The organism is Allorhizobium sp. NPDC080224, assembly GCF_050281005.1.
GTDB lineage: Bacteria > Pseudomonadota > Alphaproteobacteria > Rhizobiales > Rhizobiaceae > Allorhizobium.
Genome location: NZ_JBNNWJ010000002.1, coordinates 362,765 through 382,826 on the forward strand (window position 1 = coordinate 362,765; position 20,062 = coordinate 382,826).

General features: G+C 62.4%; 15 protein-coding genes. 7 read left to right on the forward strand and 8 right to left on the reverse strand.

Features of this window, described 5'->3' with window-relative positions:
• Positions 1–11: 11 nt before the first annotated feature.
• The 3 genes from ACQKP1_RS20040 to ACQKP1_RS20050 all read right to left on the reverse strand — a co-directional run bounded on the left by ACQKP1_RS20040 (position 12) and on the right by ACQKP1_RS20050 (position 6,542).
• Complete coding sequence (locus tag ACQKP1_RS20040; protein WP_427276709.1) at positions 12–4,169, reverse strand: translocation/assembly module TamB domain-containing protein; 4,158 nt, start codon at positions 4,167–4,169, stop codon at positions 12–14.
• A 26-nt stretch (positions 4,170–4,195) separates the two neighbouring features.
• Positions 4,196–6,130: an autotransporter assembly complex protein TamA gene (locus ACQKP1_RS20045; RefSeq protein WP_427276710.1), complete on the reverse strand. Its 1,935-nt coding sequence runs from the start codon at positions 6,128–6,130 to the stop codon at positions 4,196–4,198.
• Positions 6,131–6,278: 148 nt separating this feature from the next.
• Positions 6,279–6,542 (reverse strand): glycine zipper domain-containing protein, encoded by a 264-nt coding sequence (locus ACQKP1_RS20050; protein WP_006724501.1) that lies wholly within the window; start codon positions 6,540–6,542, stop codon positions 6,279–6,281.
• Between the two features lie 317 nt (positions 6,543–6,859).
• Here ACQKP1_RS20050 and ACQKP1_RS20055 point away from each other — a divergent pair, with 317 nt between their 5' ends.
• The 4 genes from ACQKP1_RS20055 to hemA all read left to right on the forward strand — a co-directional run bounded on the left by ACQKP1_RS20055 (position 6,860) and on the right by hemA (position 12,087).
• Positions 6,860–7,351: a (2Fe-2S)-binding protein gene (locus ACQKP1_RS20055; RefSeq protein ID WP_427276711.1), complete on the forward strand. Its 492-nt coding sequence runs from the start codon at positions 6,860–6,862 to the stop codon at positions 7,349–7,351.
• Between the two features lie 117 nt (positions 7,352–7,468).
• Positions 7,469–9,835, forward strand: coding sequence for a xanthine dehydrogenase family protein molybdopterin-binding subunit (locus ACQKP1_RS20060; protein WP_427276712.1), 2,367 nt, complete (start codon positions 7,469–7,471; stop codon positions 9,833–9,835).
• Positions 9,836–9,849: 14 nt separating this feature from the next.
• Positions 9,850–10,650 (forward strand): FAD binding domain-containing protein, encoded by an 801-nt coding sequence (locus ACQKP1_RS20065; RefSeq protein ID WP_427276713.1) that lies wholly within the window; start codon positions 9,850–9,852, stop codon positions 10,648–10,650.
• A 222-nt stretch (positions 10,651–10,872) separates the two neighbouring features.
• Complete coding sequence (gene hemA, locus ACQKP1_RS20070) at positions 10,873–12,087, forward strand: 5-aminolevulinate synthase (protein WP_427276714.1); 1,215 nt, start codon at positions 10,873–10,875, stop codon at positions 12,085–12,087.
• Positions 12,088–12,161: 74 nt separating this feature from the next.
• Here hemA and ACQKP1_RS20075 read toward each other — a convergent pair whose 3' ends face one another.
• Entirely contained in the window at positions 12,162–13,151 is a 990-nt protein-coding gene (locus tag ACQKP1_RS20075; RefSeq protein WP_427276715.1) for a GlxA family transcriptional regulator, read from the reverse strand.
• 69 nt (positions 13,152–13,220) lie between these two features.
• Between ACQKP1_RS20075 and ACQKP1_RS20080 the strand changes: the two genes are divergently transcribed.
• Entirely contained in the window at positions 13,221–13,535 is a 315-nt protein-coding gene (locus tag ACQKP1_RS20080) for a DUF1272 domain-containing protein (RefSeq protein ID WP_427276716.1), read from the forward strand.
• Between the two features lie 178 nt (positions 13,536–13,713).
• Here ACQKP1_RS20080 and dxr read toward each other — a convergent pair whose 3' ends face one another.
• A complete protein-coding gene (dxr, locus tag ACQKP1_RS20085) occupies positions 13,714–14,892 on the reverse strand; it encodes a 1-deoxy-D-xylulose-5-phosphate reductoisomerase (RefSeq protein ID WP_427276717.1) in 1,179 nt (392 codons plus the stop codon).
• A gap of 108 nt (positions 14,893–15,000) precedes the next feature.
• Here dxr and ACQKP1_RS20090 point away from each other — a divergent pair, with 108 nt between their 5' ends.
• The gene (locus ACQKP1_RS20090) at positions 15,001–16,848 is read left to right on the forward strand and encodes a heavy metal translocating P-type ATPase (RefSeq protein WP_427276718.1); all 1,848 of its coding nucleotides are present in this window, start codon (positions 15,001–15,003) and stop codon (positions 16,846–16,848) included.
• A gap of 7 nt (positions 16,849–16,855) precedes the next feature.
• Here the strand turns inward: ACQKP1_RS20090 and ACQKP1_RS20095 are convergent, their stop codons facing one another.
• Positions 16,856–17,608, reverse strand: a complete 753-nt coding sequence (locus tag ACQKP1_RS20095) for a BON domain-containing protein (RefSeq protein ID WP_246754027.1) — start codon at positions 17,606–17,608, stop codon at positions 16,856–16,858.
• A 164-nt stretch (positions 17,609–17,772) separates the two neighbouring features.
• On the opposite strand from ACQKP1_RS20095, the gene ACQKP1_RS20100 reads away from it, so the two are divergent.
• Entirely contained in the window at positions 17,773–18,273 is a 501-nt protein-coding gene (locus tag ACQKP1_RS20100; protein WP_006724510.1) for a ferritin-like domain-containing protein, read from the forward strand.
• 76 nt (positions 18,274–18,349) lie between these two features.
• On the opposite strand, the gene ACQKP1_RS20105 is transcribed toward ACQKP1_RS20100, so the two are convergent.
• Positions 18,350–19,447, reverse strand: a complete 1,098-nt coding sequence (locus tag ACQKP1_RS20105) for a DNA topoisomerase IB (protein WP_427276719.1) — start codon at positions 19,445–19,447, stop codon at positions 18,350–18,352.
• A complete protein-coding gene (locus ACQKP1_RS20110) occupies positions 19,444–19,971 on the reverse strand; it encodes a sigma-70 family RNA polymerase sigma factor (protein WP_427276720.1) in 528 nt (175 codons plus the stop codon). The genes ACQKP1_RS20105 and ACQKP1_RS20110 overlap by 4 nt, the downstream gene beginning before the upstream one ends.
• Positions 19,972–20,062 lie beyond the last annotated feature (91 nt).

The following is a 20,062-nucleotide window of genomic DNA, read 5'->3' on the forward strand; positions in this document are numbered from 1 at the left end:
CGGCGACCGGCTCAGTATTCCCTTTCGTAGAAGATGCCGCCGCCGGCACCGTCTCCACCGGCTTCGCCTTTCAGCTTCAATCCCCGGCCGATGTCCAGGTTGATTGTTGCCCTCGTCTCGCCGGCACCGCTCTGCTCCAGTTCGATATAGGTCCGGTCGTTCAGATATTTCCCGGCACTGATACTGGTGCCCCCGGTTTCATCGGTCGAAATATCGAGATCATCAATGCCGAGTGTGCTGCGCAGGGACTGGAAGAGCGATGTGCCCTGTCCGCCGGCCAGTTGCGCAGCGGCATCGGCCAGCTGGGCGATCTGCAGCGGCGAGAGGCGCGACAGCGACTGACCGAAAATCAGCTGGGCCAGGATCTCGTCCTGAGGCAGCGAAGGGGTCGAAGTGAAGGTCACCTGCGGATTGCTGGCGAGCCCTGTCAACAGAATGACGATGGTTGCGTTGCCGGAGGTGGTGGTCGCCTCGAGGTCGAGCAGTGGCACGAGATCGCCACCAAAGGTGATCGTGGCGCGGGTGATGTCCAGCCGTTTGGTCAGGATCTGCATGCGACCGCGCCGCAGTTCGAAGGCGCCCGAAACCACAGGAGCGGCAGCGCTGCCGGTCAGGCGAATCGTCCCGCCCAGTTCCGCATCGATGCCTCGGCCCCGAATGAAGGTTTGGGATGGAGAGGAGATCGTCAGGTCGAGCGCAATGGGTGCGCTGGCGGAACGGCCTTCGGCCGGCGCCTGCTCGCGTTGTTGCCTGAGGATTGCCGGCGGGGCGTGGCGGTGTTCGATGTCCAGCGCCTGGAGGCTGGCAGGGCGGCTCTCCTGGAGTGTGACCGATGTGCGCGAAAGGTTGATGGTGCCGCCCAGCGTCGGGCCGTTCAGCAATTGCCCTGTCAGGGTAAGCCGGCCATCCGCCGTGCTGGTCACGGTAGTGCCGTCAACATAAACGGCCTGGTCGAGGTTGATCGTCAGGTCCGCGGGCAGGCCCGGATTTGCGATGTCGATGAAACCGCTTGCGGATACCCGTCCGCCGGTCGCGAGGTTTCCGGTGAGGCTGCCGATCTCGGCGCGCGTGCCGGTGAGGTTCACTGTCGTTGCAATCTGTTCGATCGCAAGGTTGCGCCTCACGTCGACGATACGGGCGCCGCTGGTCGATACGGTACCGCTGATGTTCGGCTGTGCGCCGGTTCCGCCGATCGTGAGGTTAACGCTTGCATTGCCCTCGGCGACGAAACCCTGCGCACCCAGCTGGCCGTTGGCGGCGGAAAGCGGCACATCGCCCTGGACCCGGATGTCGAGGCCGGGACCGTTCTGGAGCGAGACGGTGCCGCCAGCCGCGAGGCCGATGCCAGCCCCGCTGATACGGCTGTCCAGGGTCAGGTTCTGGTTTTCGAACCGGCCGTTTGCCGTGATGCCGAGCGGAGGCACCCCGGCGCCCCGGGTCTGGGCGATCGCCGCGTTCTGCCAGTCGAGGCGATAATCGGCAACGGGCGCCGCTGTCGTACCACGCACCGTGACCGTGCCGGAAATCGTGCCTTCCGGCGCGATCTCGGGTGCAAGCGCCGCGGCGAGCGAGGCGGGAAGGGCGGTGATGTCGGCTGCGAGATCCAGCCTTTCACCAACCGTGCCCGACAGGGCGATCCGGCCTGAACCTGCGGAAATGACTGTCTCGGCGATCGAGACCTGCCCGTCCGTCAGGCGAATAGAGGTGGGAGACGCCAAAGCGAGTGCAATGCCACGCGGTGCAGCGTTCAGTTCTTCGATCGCGACAGCGAGGCCTGCGTCTCCCTGGTTCAGTGCGCCACGGAGGCGAACAGGAGCATTGTCGTATCGCCCGGTGACGTCGAAATCCGTATCGGTGCCCGATCGCGTAAAGGCTACTGTCACCGCATCCAGGCGGTTGGCGCCGGATGCGATACTCGCTGCGCGTATCGTGCCCTCGGCGGCAAGCGCCATGACGTCGGACAGCCGAAGATCGATTGTCGGCTCTGCAATCGTCAGCGCACCTTGTCGGATTGCCGTGCCGGAGGCCTGAACGTCAGCCGCGAGCCGGCCCTCGCGAGAGGCGAGCGTCACCTCTCCCTTGAGATCGCCCGCTACGGTCTGACCGGCAAGTGCAGCAAGCAGGCTCAGATCCGGAAAGTCGAATGCAACGTCGCCGCTCGGCAGCATGTCCGGCCCGAGGTCGAGCGCACCCGTCAGCCGGTTCGGGCCGATGGCAAGATCCAGTGCATCGACCCGCGTCACGCCATCGGCACTGACGACCTGCGCCTTCGCATCGACCGGCTTCCCATCGATCTGGCCGCGTGCGGTCAGGTTGGCGGACGGCGCCTGGCGATTTGCCACGCCGTCGAGCTGGAGCGTCAGATCGTCGATGCGATAACCGGCGGCCTGGCCCTCTTCGACCACGAGGGTGACGGACGCCTCGATCGCATCGAGTGGGCCGGATGCCGAGAGGTTGAAGGAGGCGGGCGCCTCAAGTCGTTCAACGAAAAGCCCGATGTCGCGGAGCTGGCCGGTCAGGTCGGTGGCGATCATGCCGTCCTGATCGAGGGAGAGGGAGCCTTCGGCTTGGGCGATGTCGCTCGACAGGACGATCTCCCGCAGCGCCACCGCGCTCGGAGCGACGTAATCGACCCGGGCCGACAGGTCGACGGGTCCGTTGAGTCGGCTCGAAAGCGCGGGAGGAAGCATTTCGGGTTCTGCCCGAACGGCGAGACGCCCGGAAAACCCGTTGTCGGAGAGCGTGTATTCACCGGCGCCTTGCAGATCGAGCCCATTGCTGTCCAGGACCAACTGCTCGAAGGTGATCGTTTCCGAAGTCACGGTCAGCGGCGCTGTCAGCGTCAGCGGACCCCTGACATAAGGGCGGATGGCCTCGTCGCGGATGTCTGTTCTCTGGACCGATGCCTGAAGGTTGACCGGTCCCGCACGGTTTGCAAGGTGGAAGCTGTCACTGGCGGCCGAGAGCGTCACATCCGAGAAGAGGCCCTGCGGGACGGTAATCTCTGCCAGATCGGCGCGCAGCGACAGGCTTGCGGCCGGTGCCTGTCCCGTCACGGCAAGATCGAGGCTCCGGAGCTTCACACCGCCGGTGAAGTCCGGCGACTGCGAGGTGATGCCGACGGGTTCACCGGTCGCACGAGCCGTCAGCCTGAGATCGTTCTGACCGTTGGGATCATAGAGACCGGCGGCCTCGACTTCGGCCGAAGACGTTGCAAACTGGCCGCGCTCGATGGCAACCGATCCGTCTGCCCCCAGTCGGGCCGCGACATCGATCGACGTTTCCCCGGCCATGACATCACGCAGTTCCGGCGGGACAAGACCGGAGAACAGGCCGCCGCCATTTGCGGTCAGTGTTCGCATTCCGTCCTGGGCGAGCTTGTGGGTGACATCGACCGTGATCGTGCGTTCGCCGTCGAGCGACGCTGTGACCTCGCCTGCCCAGTCATCGAGCGGTCCGTCGCCGTCCACCTTGATCGCCAGCGCCGGGAGACCGGGCAGTTGCAGCCTTTCGCCGAGAAGACCTGCTGCCGGCTCCTGATAGTCCAGGTTGATGCGCAGCTGGTTGTCGTTCGGCGCATAGAGCAGGTCGACCACGGCATTGTTGCCGGGATCGTCGAGCCGTGTCGCTGTCAGTCGGCTTGCAATCGTCTCGCCGACAATCGTCAGGGATCCCAGTGCCGAAAGGTTCAGGTCCTGTTCTGCGAGGGCTGCCCCGATTGCGATCGACGGCAGGTCGACTGAGGCGACATCGATCTCGATTGGCAACGAGAACGGCTCGTCCGATTGTGGCTCCTCGGATGGAAGCGGTGCGCGTTCGACACTCACTTGGCGCGCCGTGATGCGTTCGGCCGTAAACCGCTTGCGGATGAGGTCGCGCGGTGTCCAGTCGAGTGAAAGGTCATCGACGGTCGCGTAGACGCCCTGGCTGTCTGCAATCGTGATGCGATCGACGGAAAACTTGCTGCTGAGCAAAGGTCCGGTGCCGGTCAAAGTGATCTGCTGATTGTCGGCCGAGATGAGCTTGGCAATCTGGTCGGCGAGAAATTGGCTTCCCGTGCGCGAGAAGCCGCCGACGAGAATGATGACCACAAAGAGCGCGATCAGCGCAGCCATCAAGCCGCCCAGCAGGCGAATCGTCCAGGTCAGGATGCGCTTCAACCAGATCATGTTTACTATTGTCCTGTCTCGCTCGGTCAGAAGCTCTGGCCGATGCCGGCATAGATTGCGTAACGGCTGCCGCCGTCATACGGATCCAGAGGAACCGCTACATCGAGCCGCAGAGGGCCGAATGGGGTCGTGTATCGCAGACCAACACCTGCGCCCATCTTGATGTCCGAGAAATCAGGCACTGTGGTGTCGGTGACCGTGCCGATGTCGAAAAAGGGCACGATGCCGATCGTATCGGTCACTCCGATGCGGGCTTCAAGATTGGCCGTGACATAGGATCGGCCGCCGGTGCCCTCGTCGGCGGCGGTCTTCGGGGTGATTTCCTGGAAGGAATAGCCGCGCACCGAGCCACCGCCTCCGGCGAAGAAGCGTCGGGTTGCGGGGATGGCCGAGAGGTCGCCGCCGCCAACCAGCGTGCCTGCGTTCAGGCGACCGGCAAGCACGAAGCGGTCTTCTTCGCCAAAGCCGAGATAGGCTGAAATCGAGCCCTCAAGCGAGGTAAAGAAGGTCTGGCCGAGGAAATCGTAGCTCGGTGTCAGCGAGATGGTGCCGTAATGGCCCTCGGTGGCGTTCAGCCGGTTGTCGCGCGTGTCCCTGATGTAGCCGAGCGGAATGCCGAAGGTCAGGTATTCGTTGTCGTCGCCGAAGGCGTCGTCGATGCTGTCATAGGCCAATGACACCCCGGCATTGACGATGTCGGTATCGGTCAGTTCATAGGCATAGGATACCTTGCCGGTCACCGTTGCGGCATCATAGTAGTCTGTTTCGAGCGTGCTGCCCTTGATGCTGGCCTCAAGCGTGCCCGAGGGGACGAAGGCGCCCGGCTTGATGAAAGTGATGCCGGCCGTGTAGTCGAGCGAGGTGACGTCGCTGACGTCCTTCAATTCTCCAAGCCCGCGCACAGCGCCTTCGATCCTCAGCGATTCCGCCTGGCCGAACAGATTGCGGTGGCCCCAATAGCCTTCGACGCCGCCGCCATCGAGCGAGGAGTAACTCGCGCCGATGCCGAAATAGCGATGCTTGCCCTCCGAGACGGTGATGCCGATCGGCAGGGATCCGCTCGGATCCAGTCCTTCCGCCTCGTTGATGGTCGCAGACGAGAAGACGCCGAGTGTGCGCAACCGCTCGCCTGCCTTGCGCAACTGTTCGGGCGAATAGGTCTGGCCCGGCCTCAGTCTCGAATAGTAGGCGATGAAGTCCGAATCGACTGTCCGAGCGCCCTTGACCGTGACGGCGCCAAGCGGCGCGACGGGCCCTGCGTCAACGGCGATCGTTACATCGACGGTATTTGTCTGGTGGTCGGCGACCACCTGACGGCGGGTCACGTTCGTCAGGGGCCTACCTTCTTCTTTCAGGCGCTCTGCCATCTGTTCGGCTGCGCGCAGAATGACCAACGAGCCCGCATTGCCTCCGGGCACCAGATCGAATTCCGTGGGGTCGAGACGCGCCGCATCGCCTTCGAGGCTGATATCCCCCAGTTCAAAGGTCGGACCAGGCTGCACGGTGATGGCGACCGGGACCGGGCGTGAGCGGTCGAAGACGGGGTTCGGCGGCAGGGTATCGATGTCGCGGCCGTCGATGGTCACGGTGACGATGCCGCCATAGAGCGCGTTTTCATAGAGTGTCGCGATGAGGCGATCGCGATCATCGCGGGCCTTGATGACGAGGCCAAGATCGCCGGACACCGGCTGATCTTCGTCAGCGACCAGCAACGACGTGCGTTCCAGGGATTTCTTTAGGGCGCGATCGGCCTCACCGGTATCGAGGACAATGCTGTAATCGACGGGATCGATAATGTCGCGGTCGGCTTCGTCGCTGCCAAAAAGACGGATTCCGAACAGCTCGAAAGCGTGGGCCTGCGAGGTTATGCCGATGGACAGGGGGCTCGCGACGGTCAGTAAAAGCCCGAGCCGGAACGCATGACTAAATTTCGGCAATGTCCATCCACTCGGTCTCGGCATGTCGCTTTCATCGCGATCCGTCAGGCACTCCCCACCCGCCGGACAACTTAGGCGGAAATGCGCCTCATAGCATACCCCCTTTTTAAGCGCTCATGAAAAAAAGGCGGGAAGTGTTGCTTCCCGCCCTGTCTCGTTTGCGGCAGTAGCTTCAGTAGCTGCGCGGGCAAGCGTCGATATAGCGGTTGCCGTAACGGTCGCGGTAGTAGCACTGGCCCGGCTGCTCCGAGACGCGGCCGATCACGGCGCCTGCTACGCCGCCGATGGCTGCGCCGACTGCGGCACCCCGGACATTGCCAGTGGCAATGCCACCGATAATCGCGCCAGAGGCAGCGCCGATGCCGGCACCGCGTTCCGTCTGGGTGCAGCCTGCGACCGAAAGGCCGACCAGCATCAGCACAAGAGCTTTCTTCATCTTCATCTCTCCAAGTTCCACGCGCCCGGTCGAACCGGTCTTGTTGTCACACTATGCCTCGCCGCTCGAGCTCTCCCCACGCGGCTTAAGGCTTTCATGAGCATAATCTTGGCCATGGGAAAGTCCATGGCCGTGGCTCACACCCGATGGGGTGTTCCATTGCATGAGACACGGAAGATGAACCCAGGATTTACAGGCGGTTTGATGCTGCGATGCGGCACATAATTTTTCGTTTGCGACGTTCTAGACGGTTGCACATGTCACATAAAACTCACACCATGCTCCTCGTGTCCGGGAGAGACACGAGGAGGAACAAGATGGCTAAAGTGACACTGACGGTGAACGGCCGGACAGTGAGCGGAGAGTGCGAGGATCGCACCCTGCTCGTGCATTTCATTCGCGAAAAACTTGGTCTGACGGGAACGCATGTGGGTTGCGATACGACTCAGTGTGGTACCTGTGTCGTGCATATGGACGGCAAATCGATCAAGAGCTGTTCGATCCTTGCCGTACAGGCCTCGGGATCGTCAATCACGACGATTGAAGGTCTCTCTTCCGGCGGCGGTGAGCTCCATCCGGTTCAGGCAGCGTTCAAGGAGCACCATGGCCTGCAATGCGGCTTCTGCACGCCCGGCATGGTGATGACGGCGCTCGACATGATCTGTCGTCACAATGGTGCGCTTGACGAGGCCACCGTCCGCCACGAGCTTGAAGGCAATATCTGTCGCTGCACGGGCTACCATAACATCGTTAAGGCCGTGCTTTCGGCCAACGAAGCGATGACCGCCGGCCGCCAGGCCGCCGAGTGACTTAAAGCGAATAGGGAATAGTGGGTAGCGAATGGTCCGTCGCGTCGCGACGCCACTCAAACGCCCTCCGTCCTTTATTCGCCGTTCGCTATTCGCTCACTTCTGGAGGAGAAGACAATGGGTGTTGAAGGAATCGGCGCACGCGTGGCGCGCAAGGAAGACAAACGTTTCCTGACCGGCAAGGGCCGGTATACCGACGACATGGTCGTCCCCGGCATGAAATATGCCTATTTCGTCCGTTCGCCCTATGCACATGCCAAGATCAAGTCGATTGATGTCGCCGCTGCCAAGGCGATGCCCGGTGTCATCGATGTCCTCGATGGCAAGCAGCTCTTGGCCGATGGCATTGGCAACCTGATCTGCGGCTGGATGATCCATTCGAAAGACGGCACGCCGATGAAGATGGGCGCCTGGCGTCCCCTCGCGCATGAGACCGTGCGTTATGTGGGTGATGCGGTCGCCATCGTCGTTGCCGATAGCATTGGCGAGGCGCGTGATGCTTCGGAGGTCGTTTCGGTCGAGTATGAAGAACTGCCTGTTGTCACCGGTGCGGTTGATGCGCTGAAATCAGGTGCGCCGCAGCTTCATCCGGAAGCCCCAGGCAATCTGATCTTCGACTGGGAGATCGGTGACAGCGCTGCGGCCGATGCCGCAATCGCCAGTGCCGCGCATGTCACTGAAATCGACATTTACAACAACCGCCTCTCGCCCAACCCGATGGAGCCGCGCGCGACGCTCGGCATCTACGACACGGCGGAAGATCACTTCACCTGCTATACGACCTCGCAGAACCCGCATGTCGCGCGTCTCGTGATGAGCGCCTTCTACAATGTGGCGCCCGAGCACAAACTGCGCGTCATCGCGCCTGATGTCGGCGGTGGCTTCGGCTCGAAGATCTACATCTATCCGGAAGAGGTCGTCTGTCTCTGGGCCTCGAAAAAGACCGGCGTACCGGTCAAGTGGACCTCCGATCGCACCGAAGCCTTCCTCACCGACGCCCATGGCCGTGACCATGTGTCGAAGGTGAAGATGGCCTTCGACAAGGACCACAGGATCATCGGCCTGAAGGTCGATACGATCGCCAATCTCGGCGCCTATATGTCGCTCTTCTCGTCCTCGGTCCCGACCTATCTCTACGCCACGCTGCTGTCAGGCCAGTATGCCATTCCGGCGATCCATGCCAATGTGCGGACCGTCTATACCAATACCGTGCCGGTCGACGCCTATCGCGGGGCAGGGCGTCCGGAGGCGACCTATCTCCTCGAACGCACCGTTGAAACCGCCGCTCGTGAACTCGGCATCTCCCCGGCGGAACTGCGCCGCAAGAACTTCGTGCGGACCTTCCCGTACCAGACGCCGGTGATCATGTGCTACGACGCTGGTGACTACGACGCCTCGCTGGAAGCCGCTATGTCTGCCTCCGACTGGAACGGTTTCCCGGCGCGCAAGGCGGAAGCGGCCCGGCGCGGCAAGCTGCGCGGCATCGGCATGAGCTGCTATATCGAGGCCTGCGGCATTGCGCCGTCGGCGGCGGTCGGTTCGCTTGGTGCTGGTGTGGGCTTGTGGGAATCGGCTGAAGTCCGCGTCAATGCGGTTGGCACGGTCGAGGTGCTGACCGGCTCGCACAGCCACGGCCAGGGCCATGAGACGACGTTTGCGCAATTGGTCTCGGAGCGCTTCGGCCTGCCAATCGACAATGTCTCCATCGTCCATGGCGATACCGACAAAGTGCAGATGGGCATGGGCACCTATGGCTCGCGCTCCGGTGCCGTCGGCATGTCGGCCATCGTCAAGGCGCTCGACAAGGTCGAGCTGAAGGCGAAGAGGATCGCCGCTCATCTGATGGAAGCCGACGAGAGCGACATCGTCATCGAAAATGGCGAACTAAAGGTGGCGGGGACCGACAAGTCGGTGCCGTGGTTCCAGGTGGCGCTCGCCGCTTATACGGCCCACAACCTGCCATCGGGCATGGAGCCGGGTCTGAAGGAAGGCGCCTTCTACGACCCGTCGAACTTCACCTTCCCGGCCGGCTGCTACATCGCGGAAGTCGAGGTCGATCCGGAAACCGGCAAGGCCGAGATCGTGCAGTTTGTCGCGGCTGATGACTTCGGCAACATCATCAATCCGATGATCGTCGAGGGACAGGTGCATGGTGGCATTGCGCAGGGCATTGGCCAGGCAATGCTCGAAGGCGTGCATTACGATCCGCAGACCGGCCAGCTTCTGACCGCGAGCTACATGGACTATGCGATGCCGCGTGCCGACGACCTGCCGTCCTTCAATGTCTCGCACCAGAACACGCCATGCCCGGGCAATCCGCTCGGAATCAAGGGCTGTGGCGAGGCCGGTGCGATCGGGTCGCCGCCGGCGCTGATCAATGCGATCACCGATGCGATTGGCAATAACGACCTCAACATGCCGGCGACGCCGCTTGCCGTCTGGAGCGCGCTCCAGGCCAATGCGACCCGCCAGGCAGCCGAATAAGGGAGGAGAGGACCATGCAGCTCTATTCAACCAGCTACCATCGTGCCTCCTCCCTCGAGGATGCCGGCAAGCTCCTCTCCGGTGCCGAGGACGGCAAGTTCATCGCCGGCGGGCAGACGCTGATTGCGGCACTCAAACAGCGCCTCGCCCAGCCGTCTGATCTCGTCGATCTCCGGCACATCGACACCCTCAAGGGCATCAAGGTCGAGGGCCGCCGCGTCACGATCGGGGCGGCCGTCACCCATGCGGAGGTCGCCTCTTCTTCGGCCATCCGCGCGATCTGCCCGGCGATTTGCCATCTTGCCTCGATGATCGGCGATCCGCATGTCCGCCATATGGGCACGATCGGCGGATCCGTCGCCAATGATGATCCGGCTGCCGATTACCCGTCAGCCGTCCTCGGCCTTGGTGCGACTGTCGTCACCAACACCCGCGAGATCGCCGCTGACGATTTCTTCCTGGGCCTATTCGAGACGGCGCTTGCCGAGGATGAAATCATCACGGCCATCCGTTTCGACGCTCCGGAAAAGGCCGGCTATGCCAAGTTCGCCAATCCGGCCTCGCGTTATGCGATGACCGGCGTCTTTGTCTCGAAGGGGGCAGGGGGTGTGCGTGTCGCGGTGACCGGCGCCGGATCGTCAGGCGTCTTCCGGCATGCCGGACTTGAAGCGGCTCTTTCGGCCAACTGGTCACCGGAGGCAGTCGCAGGTGTCGAGATCGATTCGTCGGAGCTGATGTCAGACCTGCATTGCACGGCCGAATACCGTGCCAATCTCATCCGGGTCATGGCCAAGCGCGCCGTCCAGGCGTCTTGATGCCTGGGTCTGTCACCAAAAACGGAAAAGGGCGACCGTTGTCGCCCTTTTTCTCTGCAGCTTGACGCAGATCAAGTTTCGACCGCTGCAATCCGTTAGGATTTATGTGAGAAAGTTCTGAAATTCGCGCCTTTTGTCGCAGTTTAGAATGAATATACAGAAGCAGGGTTGACCGGAACCGCGGACGGACCCAAAAGAGGCTGAAAGACTGGAGTGACAGGCATGGATTTCGAGGCGTTTTTCAAGGATCAGCTCGCGGGGCTTCACGAGGAAGGCCGATACCGCGTCTTCGCTGATTTGGAACGCCAGCGCGGAAACTTCCCGCGCGCGACCCGCTACACCGAAAACGGCACCCAGGAGGTGACCGTGTGGTGCTCCAACGATTATCTCGGCATGGGCCAGAACCCGCTCGTCATCGACGCCATGAAACAGGCGATCGACGACTGTGGCGCGGGTGCGGGAGGCACCCGGAATATCTCTGGTACCAACCACTACCATGTCCTGCTTGAGCGCGAACTCGCTGACCTGCACGGCAAGGAATCGGCGCTGATCTTCACCTCGGGCTATGTGTCGAACTGGGCGGCGCTCGGCACGCTCGGCGCCAAGATCCCGGGTCTGATCATCTTCTCCGACGCCCTCAACCACGCGTCGATGATCGAAGGCATCCGCCATTCCAAGGCCGAGCGCGTCATCTGGAAGCACAACGACGTGAAGGATCTGGAAGCCAAGCTTGCCGCTGCCGATCCCAAGGCGCCGAAGATGATCGCATTCGAATCCGTCTACTCGATGGATGGCGACATCGCACCGATCAAGGAAATCTGTGATCTCGCCGACAAGTATGGCGCGATGACCTATCTCGATGAAGTGCATGCTGTCGGCATGTACGGCGCCCATGGTGGTGGCATCGCAGAACGCGAAGGCCTGATGGATCGCCTGACGATCATCGAAGGCACGCTCGGCAAGGCCTTTGGCGTCATGGGTGGCTACATCGCCGCCTCGACCGCTCTCTGTGATTTCGTTCGCTCGTTTGCCTCGGGCTTCATCTTTACGACGGCTCTGCCGCCGGCGCTCGCTGCAGGTGCGGTTGCCTCCATCCGCCATCTGAAGACGAGCCAGGTGGAGCGCTTCGCCCATCAGGAGCGCGTGCGTCGTCTGCGTTTCATGCTCGACAAGGCCGGCATTCCGCATATGCCGAACCCGAGCCATATCGTGCCGGTCATGGTCGGCGATGCCGCCAAGTGCAAGTGGATCTCCGACCTCTTGCTCGACAACTGTTCCATCTATGTGCAGCCGATCAACTACCCGACGGTCCCGAAAAAGACCGAGCGTCTGCGTATTACGCCGACGCCGCTGCACACGGACGCCGATCTCGAACACCTGGTCGGCTCGCTGCACCAGCTCTGGTCGCGTTGCGCCCTGGCGCGTGCGGTGGCTTGATCGGGCTCAAACCTTCCAAAATGCAAAACGGGCTGCGGTGACGCGGCCCGTAACCGAGATATAGAAATCCAAACCTACTTACCAAAGCGGATTCGATAGTCGGATGGAGCAATCCCCTTGGTTCTGTGAAAAGCCCGGCGCATTCGTTCCGCGTTACCGAAGCCGAAAAGAAGCGGTAGTTCCGATAGTCGGGCTTCTCCCCTTTGGAGGGCTTCGCAAGCTGCATCAACCCGCAGATCTTCTACGAAACGAGCCGGGGCGGTACCCATCGTAGCAGTGAACTTGCGGGCAAAGCTTCTCTCGCTCATCCGTGCCATCGCGGCCAGACGGGGCACTGACAGGTCGGATGACAGGTGTGCAAGCACCTTGGCAATGAGGTCGTCAAACTCCCCGCCTTTGCTCTGCATCTGCCTTGTCAGAGCTGCACTGAACTGATGCTGCCCTCCTGTTCGCCTGACATAGAGAACCAGAGACTGAGCCAGCCGTAGTGCTTCTGACCGATTCAAGTCTTGCTCGATCATCGCCAGGGCCATGTCTATGCCTGCAGTGACGCCGGCCGAGGTCCAGATCCCGCAGTCCTCTTCAAAAATGGCGTCACTGTGCACGTCGATTTTTGGAAATTCCTCTCGGAGTTGCGCGCAGTTCTCCCAATGGGTCGTCGCGCGCCGTCCGTTCAGATGGCCGCCATGCGCAAGCACGAACGCGCCGAGACATACCGAGGCGAGGCGGCGGCATTGCCCCTTCATCTCATCAAGGAAGGACAGCAGCGCGGTTGATCGGGCGGCGAGGATGGCACTGTCGCCACCGGATACGATCACTGTGTCCGGTGGGCTTGCCCGGCATGTCTCAAACGGCTGGGTTTCCAGTGCAAAGCCTGTATCCGTCACAACAGGGCCGCCGGCTTCCGAAACGAGCGATACACGGTAGGCTTTTTCGCCGGAGGGCAACCGGGCGTCGTTGAAAACCTGCAAAGGTCCGGTGACGTCTATAAGCTTGGTACGGTCGAACAGCACAATGGCGACATGGCGCTGGAACGGAAGATGATTGGCGGAAAACGAGGGCATATTGTCATTTCTGCCAAAATCGTCCCGAGGTAGCAATATGGGCTGACATTGTTCTTAAAGGAGGCTTCTTTGCTGGAATTGCGCCCCAACTGCGAACTCTGCGACCGTGACTTGGCCCCGGATTCCGCCGATGCTCGCATTTGCACCTATGAATGCACCTACTGCGCTGACTGTGTGGACTCCGTCCTGCAAAACGTCTGCCCGACCTGCGGCGGCGGGTTTGCACCACGTCCGATCCGACCTGCCAATGCTTGGCGTCCTGAAAAGCGGTTGGGGCTGCGCTATCATCCAGCAAGCACAACCCGTCATTATACGCCCTTCACACTGGATGATATCAAGGCGCATGTTGACCGCATCAAGGACTTGCTGCCGGCGGGCCGTTGAGGTCGCCGGCGCACGGTGTCGCGAAGATCCTGACTTCCGTCGCAAAAAAAACGGCGCCACGGAGTTCTGAGGAAAGGTCTGCCGCAACAGTCAGATGCAAAGATCGGAGTTCCGCGCCAGGGAGCAGTCCAACTTCAACTCCCGGCCCGTTTCTTGTTCGCATAGGCGGTTAGCTCAGTCACCGCGCAGCGATAACCTCAGCCGCCTTGCGACGCGCTTCCCTGTCCGCGGCATAGACGTCGGCAATCGTGTCCGCCGGCACGCCCTCGACCATGGCATCCATCACTATCTCAACGACCTCTGCCATGTCGAGGAAGCGGATCTTGTCCTCGACGAAGGCATTGAAGGCTGTCTCCTCGGCCGCATTGAGGATCGCGCCCTGCAATCCGCCACGCACAAGCGCGGTGCGGGCAAGTCTCAGGGCCGGGAAGCGCGTCTCGTCCGGCGCCTCGAAATCGAGCCTTGCGAGCTTGGCAAAGTCGAGCCTGTCGACATTGAGCGCCGGGCGCTTCGGATAGGTCAGCGCGTAGCCGATGGCGGTGCGCATGTCCGGCACGCCGAGCTGGGCGATGACGGAGCCGTCGGTGTAGCCGACCATGGAATGAATGATCGATTGGGGATGCACCACAACCTCGATCTGGTCGGGGCGGACGTCGAAGAGGTGCTTTGCCTCGATCATCTCCAGCGCCTTGTTGAACATCGAGGCGCTGCCGACGGAGATCTTGAGGCCCATCGACCAGTTCGGATGGGTGCGAGCCGTCTGCACCGTGACATTGGCCATCTGCTCGCGGGTGTGGGTGCGGAAGGGGCCGCCCGAGGCCGTGAGCACGATACGCTCCAGCGCGTGGCGCTGGTCTTGCTCCAGACACTGGAAGATCGCCGAGTGCTCGCTGTCGACCGGGATCAGGCGCCCGCCGCCCTTGTTTACCGCATCGACAAAGAGAGGGCCTGCAGACACAAGGCATTCCTTGTTGGCGAGCGCGATATCGGCACCGCGCGCGGCCGCCTTCAAGGTCGGAGCCAGACCTGCCGTGCCGACAATCGCCGCCATCACCCAGCCGGCGTCCATGTCAGCGGCCTCGTCCAGTCCGCTTGCGCCTGCGGCGACGTCTGTGTCGGATCCCGACAGCAGATCCTTGAGCGTCCTATACTGGCTCTCGTCGGCGGTGACGGCGAGCTTGGCGCCGGTGCGGCGGGCCTGTTCGGCGAGCAGATCGAGATTGCCGTTGCCGGTGAGCGCCATCACTGCGAAGCTATCGCGACCGCCTAGCTGTTCGATCACGTCCAGCGTGTTCACGCCGATCGAACCCGTCGAGCCAAGGATGGTAAGGCGGCGGGGCCGGTCGTTATCGATCATGCTGCTTACGTCCGATTGCTTCATGCTCAGAAGGCTCTACAAGGGAAAGAGAAGACCAGCAAGAGAGGTCAGTTTCGACCGATCGGCAGCGCCTTTGGGAATGTGACGATGCCGGACGTTCTGCAGCCGACACGATTGCGTGAGAGCCTGCCGGTCCTCCTTGCAGCGCTCGCCTTTCTCTGTCTCGCCGGCGGCGGGGTGCTGTTCCTCGCCGCCTTGCCAGAACAGGCGGCGCAGGTCTGGATGATCGGTGCGGCCGCCGTTCTCGTCGTTCTCGTCTTCGATATCCTTCGCGCACTTCTGCAAGGGCGCATGGGGGTTGATGCGATCGCGGCGCTGTCGATCGGCGTCGGTCTCGCGCTCGGCGAAAACCTCGCGGCCGCGATTGTCGCCGTGATGTATGCCGGCGGACAATTGCTCGAAAGTTTTGCCGAGGGCCGTGCCCGGCGCGACATGACCGCGCTTCTCGGCCGTGTCTCGCGAACCGCAATGCTGTATCGCGGCACAAATCTCGACAGCGTGGCGATCGAAGCGCTCAAGCCGCAGGACCGGATCCTGGTCCGCAAAGGCGAAGTCGTGCCCGTCGATGGTCGTCTGCTTGCACCGTCCTCGGTGCTCGACCTGTCGGCACTGACGGGGGAGTCCCTCCCGGTCTCGATCACGCTCGGCGCAGAGGTGCCGAGTGGCGCAACGGCAGTCGGGGATGCCTTCGATCTTCTGGTTCTCAGGGAATCGAAAGAGAGCACCTATGCCGGCATCGTCCGCCTTGTCGAACAGGCGCAGGCGAGCCGTGCTCCGATGGCGCGACTGGCCGATCGCTACGCACTCGTCTTTCTCGCCATCACGCTGCTGCTTGCCGGCGGCGCCTGGTGGTGGAGCGGCGAGGCGACGCGGGCCCTTGCGGTGCTCGTGGTGGCCACCCCCTGTCCGCTGATCCTCGCCGTGCCCGTTGCCGTCATTGCCGGCATGTCTCGAGCTGCGTCCCAGGGCGTGCTGGTCAAGACGGCCGGTGCATTGGAAGCGCTGGCCGCCGTCACCACCGTTGTGGTCGACAAGACGGGCACTGTCACCTCGGCACGCCCCGAGGTCGCAGATGTCAGGGCGGAAGCCGGTTTCACGGTGGATCAGGTGCTCGCGCTTGCCGCCTCGCTGGATCAGGCTTCGAGCCATGTCGCGGCCGAAGCTCTCGTACGGGCCGCCACCGCGCGTGGCCTCGCCCTCACCCTGCCGCAGGGTGTGGCTGAAGATGCCGGCCGCGGCTTGTCAGGGCTCGTCGGTGAGCGGCGGGTGGTGCTGGGCGGCAGCGGCTATGTACTGTCACACCTGGTGGCGGGGGAGGCGTTCGATCGCGCAAATGTGGAGAATGGTGCCGCCGTCGTGGCGGTCGGTATCGACGGACGTGCCGCAGGGCTTGTCCTGCTCTCCGATCCGCTCCGGCACGATGCCGGCGATGCGATCGCCGGTTTCCGGGCTGAGGGCATAGGGCGGATCGTCATGGCGTCCGGCGACAGGACCGATGTTGCCGAAAAGGCGGCCGCAACTCTTGGTCTCGACGCCGTTTCGGGTGATCTGACGCCGGAAGGGAAGGTGGAGCTGATCCGTCGCGAGCGTGACACGGGCACAGTGATGATGGTCGGCGACGGGGTCAATGATGCGCCGGCGCTGGCGCTGGCCGATGTCGGCGTGGCGATCGGTGCGCGGGGTTCGGCGGCTTCGTCGGAAGCGGCCGATGCGGTGCTGCTAGCGGATGATCTGTCACGCCTGCCGCTGGCCTGTGGCATCGCGAGGCGATCCCGCAACATCGCCCGGCAAAGTGCGGTTGCCGGGCTGATTCTCTCCGGCGGCGCGATGATCTTCGCTGCCTTCGGTTATCTCACGCCCGTTCAGGGTGCGCTGCTGCAGGAGGTCATCGACGTCGCCGTCATCCTCAACGCCTTGCGCGCTCTTCGGAGCTAGGTCGGCCTCAGGCCTGCGTCATGACGCTGCCTTCGCCTGAAATCCGCACACGCAGATTGTTCTGCACATGGGCAACGCCACTGACGCGCTCGGCACAGTCTTCAGCGCGGCGTTTTTCGAAGCGATCCGTCACATGGCCGGACAGTGTCACTTCGGCATCCTTCACGGTCACCTCGATATCGGAGGCATCGACGGCGGGGTCGTCGACCAGACGGTCATTGACGTCTTCCAGGATGCGGGCATCCGAACGGCGGTAGCCCTTGGGACCCTTGCCGCGGTGGCTGTCCATCTCGCGACGCCGTGCGGCCTCTTCGTCACCGAACCACGATGCGACTTCGTCGCTGGCGCGGTCAACGAAGCCGCGTTCGTCGTCGTAGTCGCGATTGCCTCGATTGTAACGACCGCGATAGCCGCGATTGTTGTCTGACGGATAATGGCCGCGTCCGGCACCCCGGGCATAGCGGCGTTCGTCATCTCCGTAACCGCGGTCACTGAGCTCGCCGTCATAGCCCAGATCGTCGGTCGTCCAGTCGGAGCGTCCCATGCGTGGATAGCGCGATCCGCTGGCGCCGTAACCGCCATCCATGCCGTAGTCGCGCTGGCGCATGGCGTCATAGCGATCGGCATCGGGGCGGTTGTCGCCATAGCCGCGAACGAAGCCGCTGTCACCGGGGCCGTAGTCACCGGTCGGGCTGTGGCGCGTGTTGCGATTCCGGTTCCGGCCGTCTCCGGCGTCCCAATTGTCGTTGCGATTGACCATCGTTTCCTCCTTCGGGTCTGGAGGGCAGCGTCGTGCGCCACCTGCGAATCTAACCCTGCGGAGCCGTGGATCGTTCCGGTGAAAACCTGAAAAACAAGTCAGGAACAAAGCGCCATCCGGCCGGTTCTTTTCTCGCCATAACCGATAACCGAGGAGATAACGACATGGCTACCAAGACACTGGAAGAGCTTTTTCACGAGACCCTCAAGGACATCTATTATGCTGAGCGCAAGATCCTCAAGGCCCTGCCGAAAATGGCACGTGGCGCGCAGGACGAGAAGCTGAAGGCCGCCTTCCTGCAGCACAAGGAAGAGACTGAGGGCCAGGTCGAGCGCCTGCAGCAGGTGTTCGAGATCATCGGCAAGCGTCCGCGCGCCAAGACCTGTGCCGCCATCGACGGCATCGTCGAAGAGGGCGAAGAGATCATGGAAGAGTTCAAGGGTTCGCCCGCCCTCGATGCCGGTCTGCTCGCCGCCGCTCAGGCCGTCGAACACTATGAAATCAGCCGCTACGGCACGCTGCGTACCTGGGCCCAGCAGCTCGGCTACAAGGATGCTGTCAAGCTTCTCGACGAGACGCTGGCGGAAGAATCGAAGACCGACGAGGCGCTGACCAAGCTCGCCGAAACGGCGGTCAATGCCGCAGCCCAGAAGAAGGCGGCCTGATCGCTGCCAATCGAAGCAAGGGGTCGGATCTGTTCCGGCCCCTTTTTCCGTGCGGGTTGACTTTGCGTTCGCGCACTCAGTCCTTGGCTGAGCCCTTCCGGGCATAATGATCCTGCAGAAAAGCCATCAGCCGGTTTTCGTCGGCGCGAAGCAGGGCGCGTGAAGGTCCCGTCCGCACCAGGTCACGCACAGCATCAAGGTCCGTGCTCTTGTCGGCAAGGTTGAGGATCGCCGGATGCACATAGCTTGAGCGGCAGATCGTCGGCGTGTTGTGCAGGCGGTCGGAGGCCATCTGGCACATCTGCCGGATTGTGGGACGTTCCGAAGCCTCGATATGCTTCCATGCTTCGGCAAATGCCGCGACAGATCCGCCCCAGGTGCGGAAGGTCTTGGCCGAAAGCCGCATGTTGGTGATCTCAGCGAGATAGGTGTTGAGACGGCCCGAATCGATGCGATGCAGCTGCCCGTCTTTGTCCCGCCACGAAAACAGGTCCCGTCCGGGCAGGTCGGCAATCTCTTCGAGGATCTTTTGCAGTTTCGGCTGGCGAAGCTTTCGGCGCACCCGCTTGCCGCCCTTCGCGATGAAGCTCAGCCGGATGCCATCGGGCTCGAAGGTCAGATGACGTTTCTGAAGCGTGGTTGCGCCATAGGTCTTGTTTTCCTCGGCATAGGCGCGGTTGCCAACGCGCATATAGGTCACGTCGAGCAGACTGATCAGAGCTGAGAGCAGGAAGTAACTTGAATCGGCATGTTCGGCGATGTCGCGGGCGATCTTGCGCCGGATCGTCGGAAGCGCCTCGCCGAAGCCGATGAGATCATCGAATTTCCGCTCGCTGCGCCACGCGGCCCAGTCGAGATGATAGCGATACTGCTTGCGTCCCCTGGCGTCGTACCCCGTGGCCTGAAGGTGGCTGCGGGGCTCGAGGCTGATCCAGACCCGTTCGTAGGCCGGTGGCAGCGCGAGCTTGCGGACGCGGGCGAGAACAGTCTGGTCGGCAACGACCGTGCCGTCCGGAAGATGATAGGAAAAACCCTTGCCGCGGCGGCGGCGACTGATGCCGGGCTCGGAGTCTGTGCCATAGATCAGACCGATCTCGGTCAGCTCAGGCACATCGTCCGTCGAAGGGGGAGGTCCCGCAGTCTCCGCTGCATCCTCGATGTCGGTCTTGCTCATCCGACGGGACTGTCCGTCCCGGTTTCGCCGAGTTCACGGCGCAATTGCTGGCGCGCGCGGCTCAAACGGCTCTTGACCGTGCCTACGGCACAGCCACAGATTTCGGCTGCATCTTCATAGCGTTCGCCGAGCATGACGATCAGGACCAGCATTTCCCGGTGGTGTTCGGGCAATCGGTTTAGAGCCCGGCGCACCTCGTCCGCCTGAACGGTCCATTCCTGGCTCGCCTCGCTGGTCAGTCGCGAGGCCACACCCTCGGGCAAGCCAACGGTCTCGCGGCTGCTCTTCTTGAAGCGCGTGCAGAAAGTGTTGCGCATGATCGTGAACAGCCAGGATTTCAGGCGTGTTCCCGGCTCGAATTTGTCAAGATTGGCCAGCGCTTTTGTCAGGGTTTCCTGGACGAGATCATCTGCCTCTTCAGGCTTCTGGCAAAAGGTCCGCGCAAAGGCGCGCAATGCCGGTATCAACTCGACCACTTCAGATTGTGCGGCAAGCTCGGCTCTACGGGTCGTCAAGATCGCCATCCTCCGATGTCTGTGGTACCAGGCAGAACGACGCAAAAACGCGCGTCCCATGCCTTGGTTCCCGAAATTGTGAACGGTCGGCCAAGCCGGC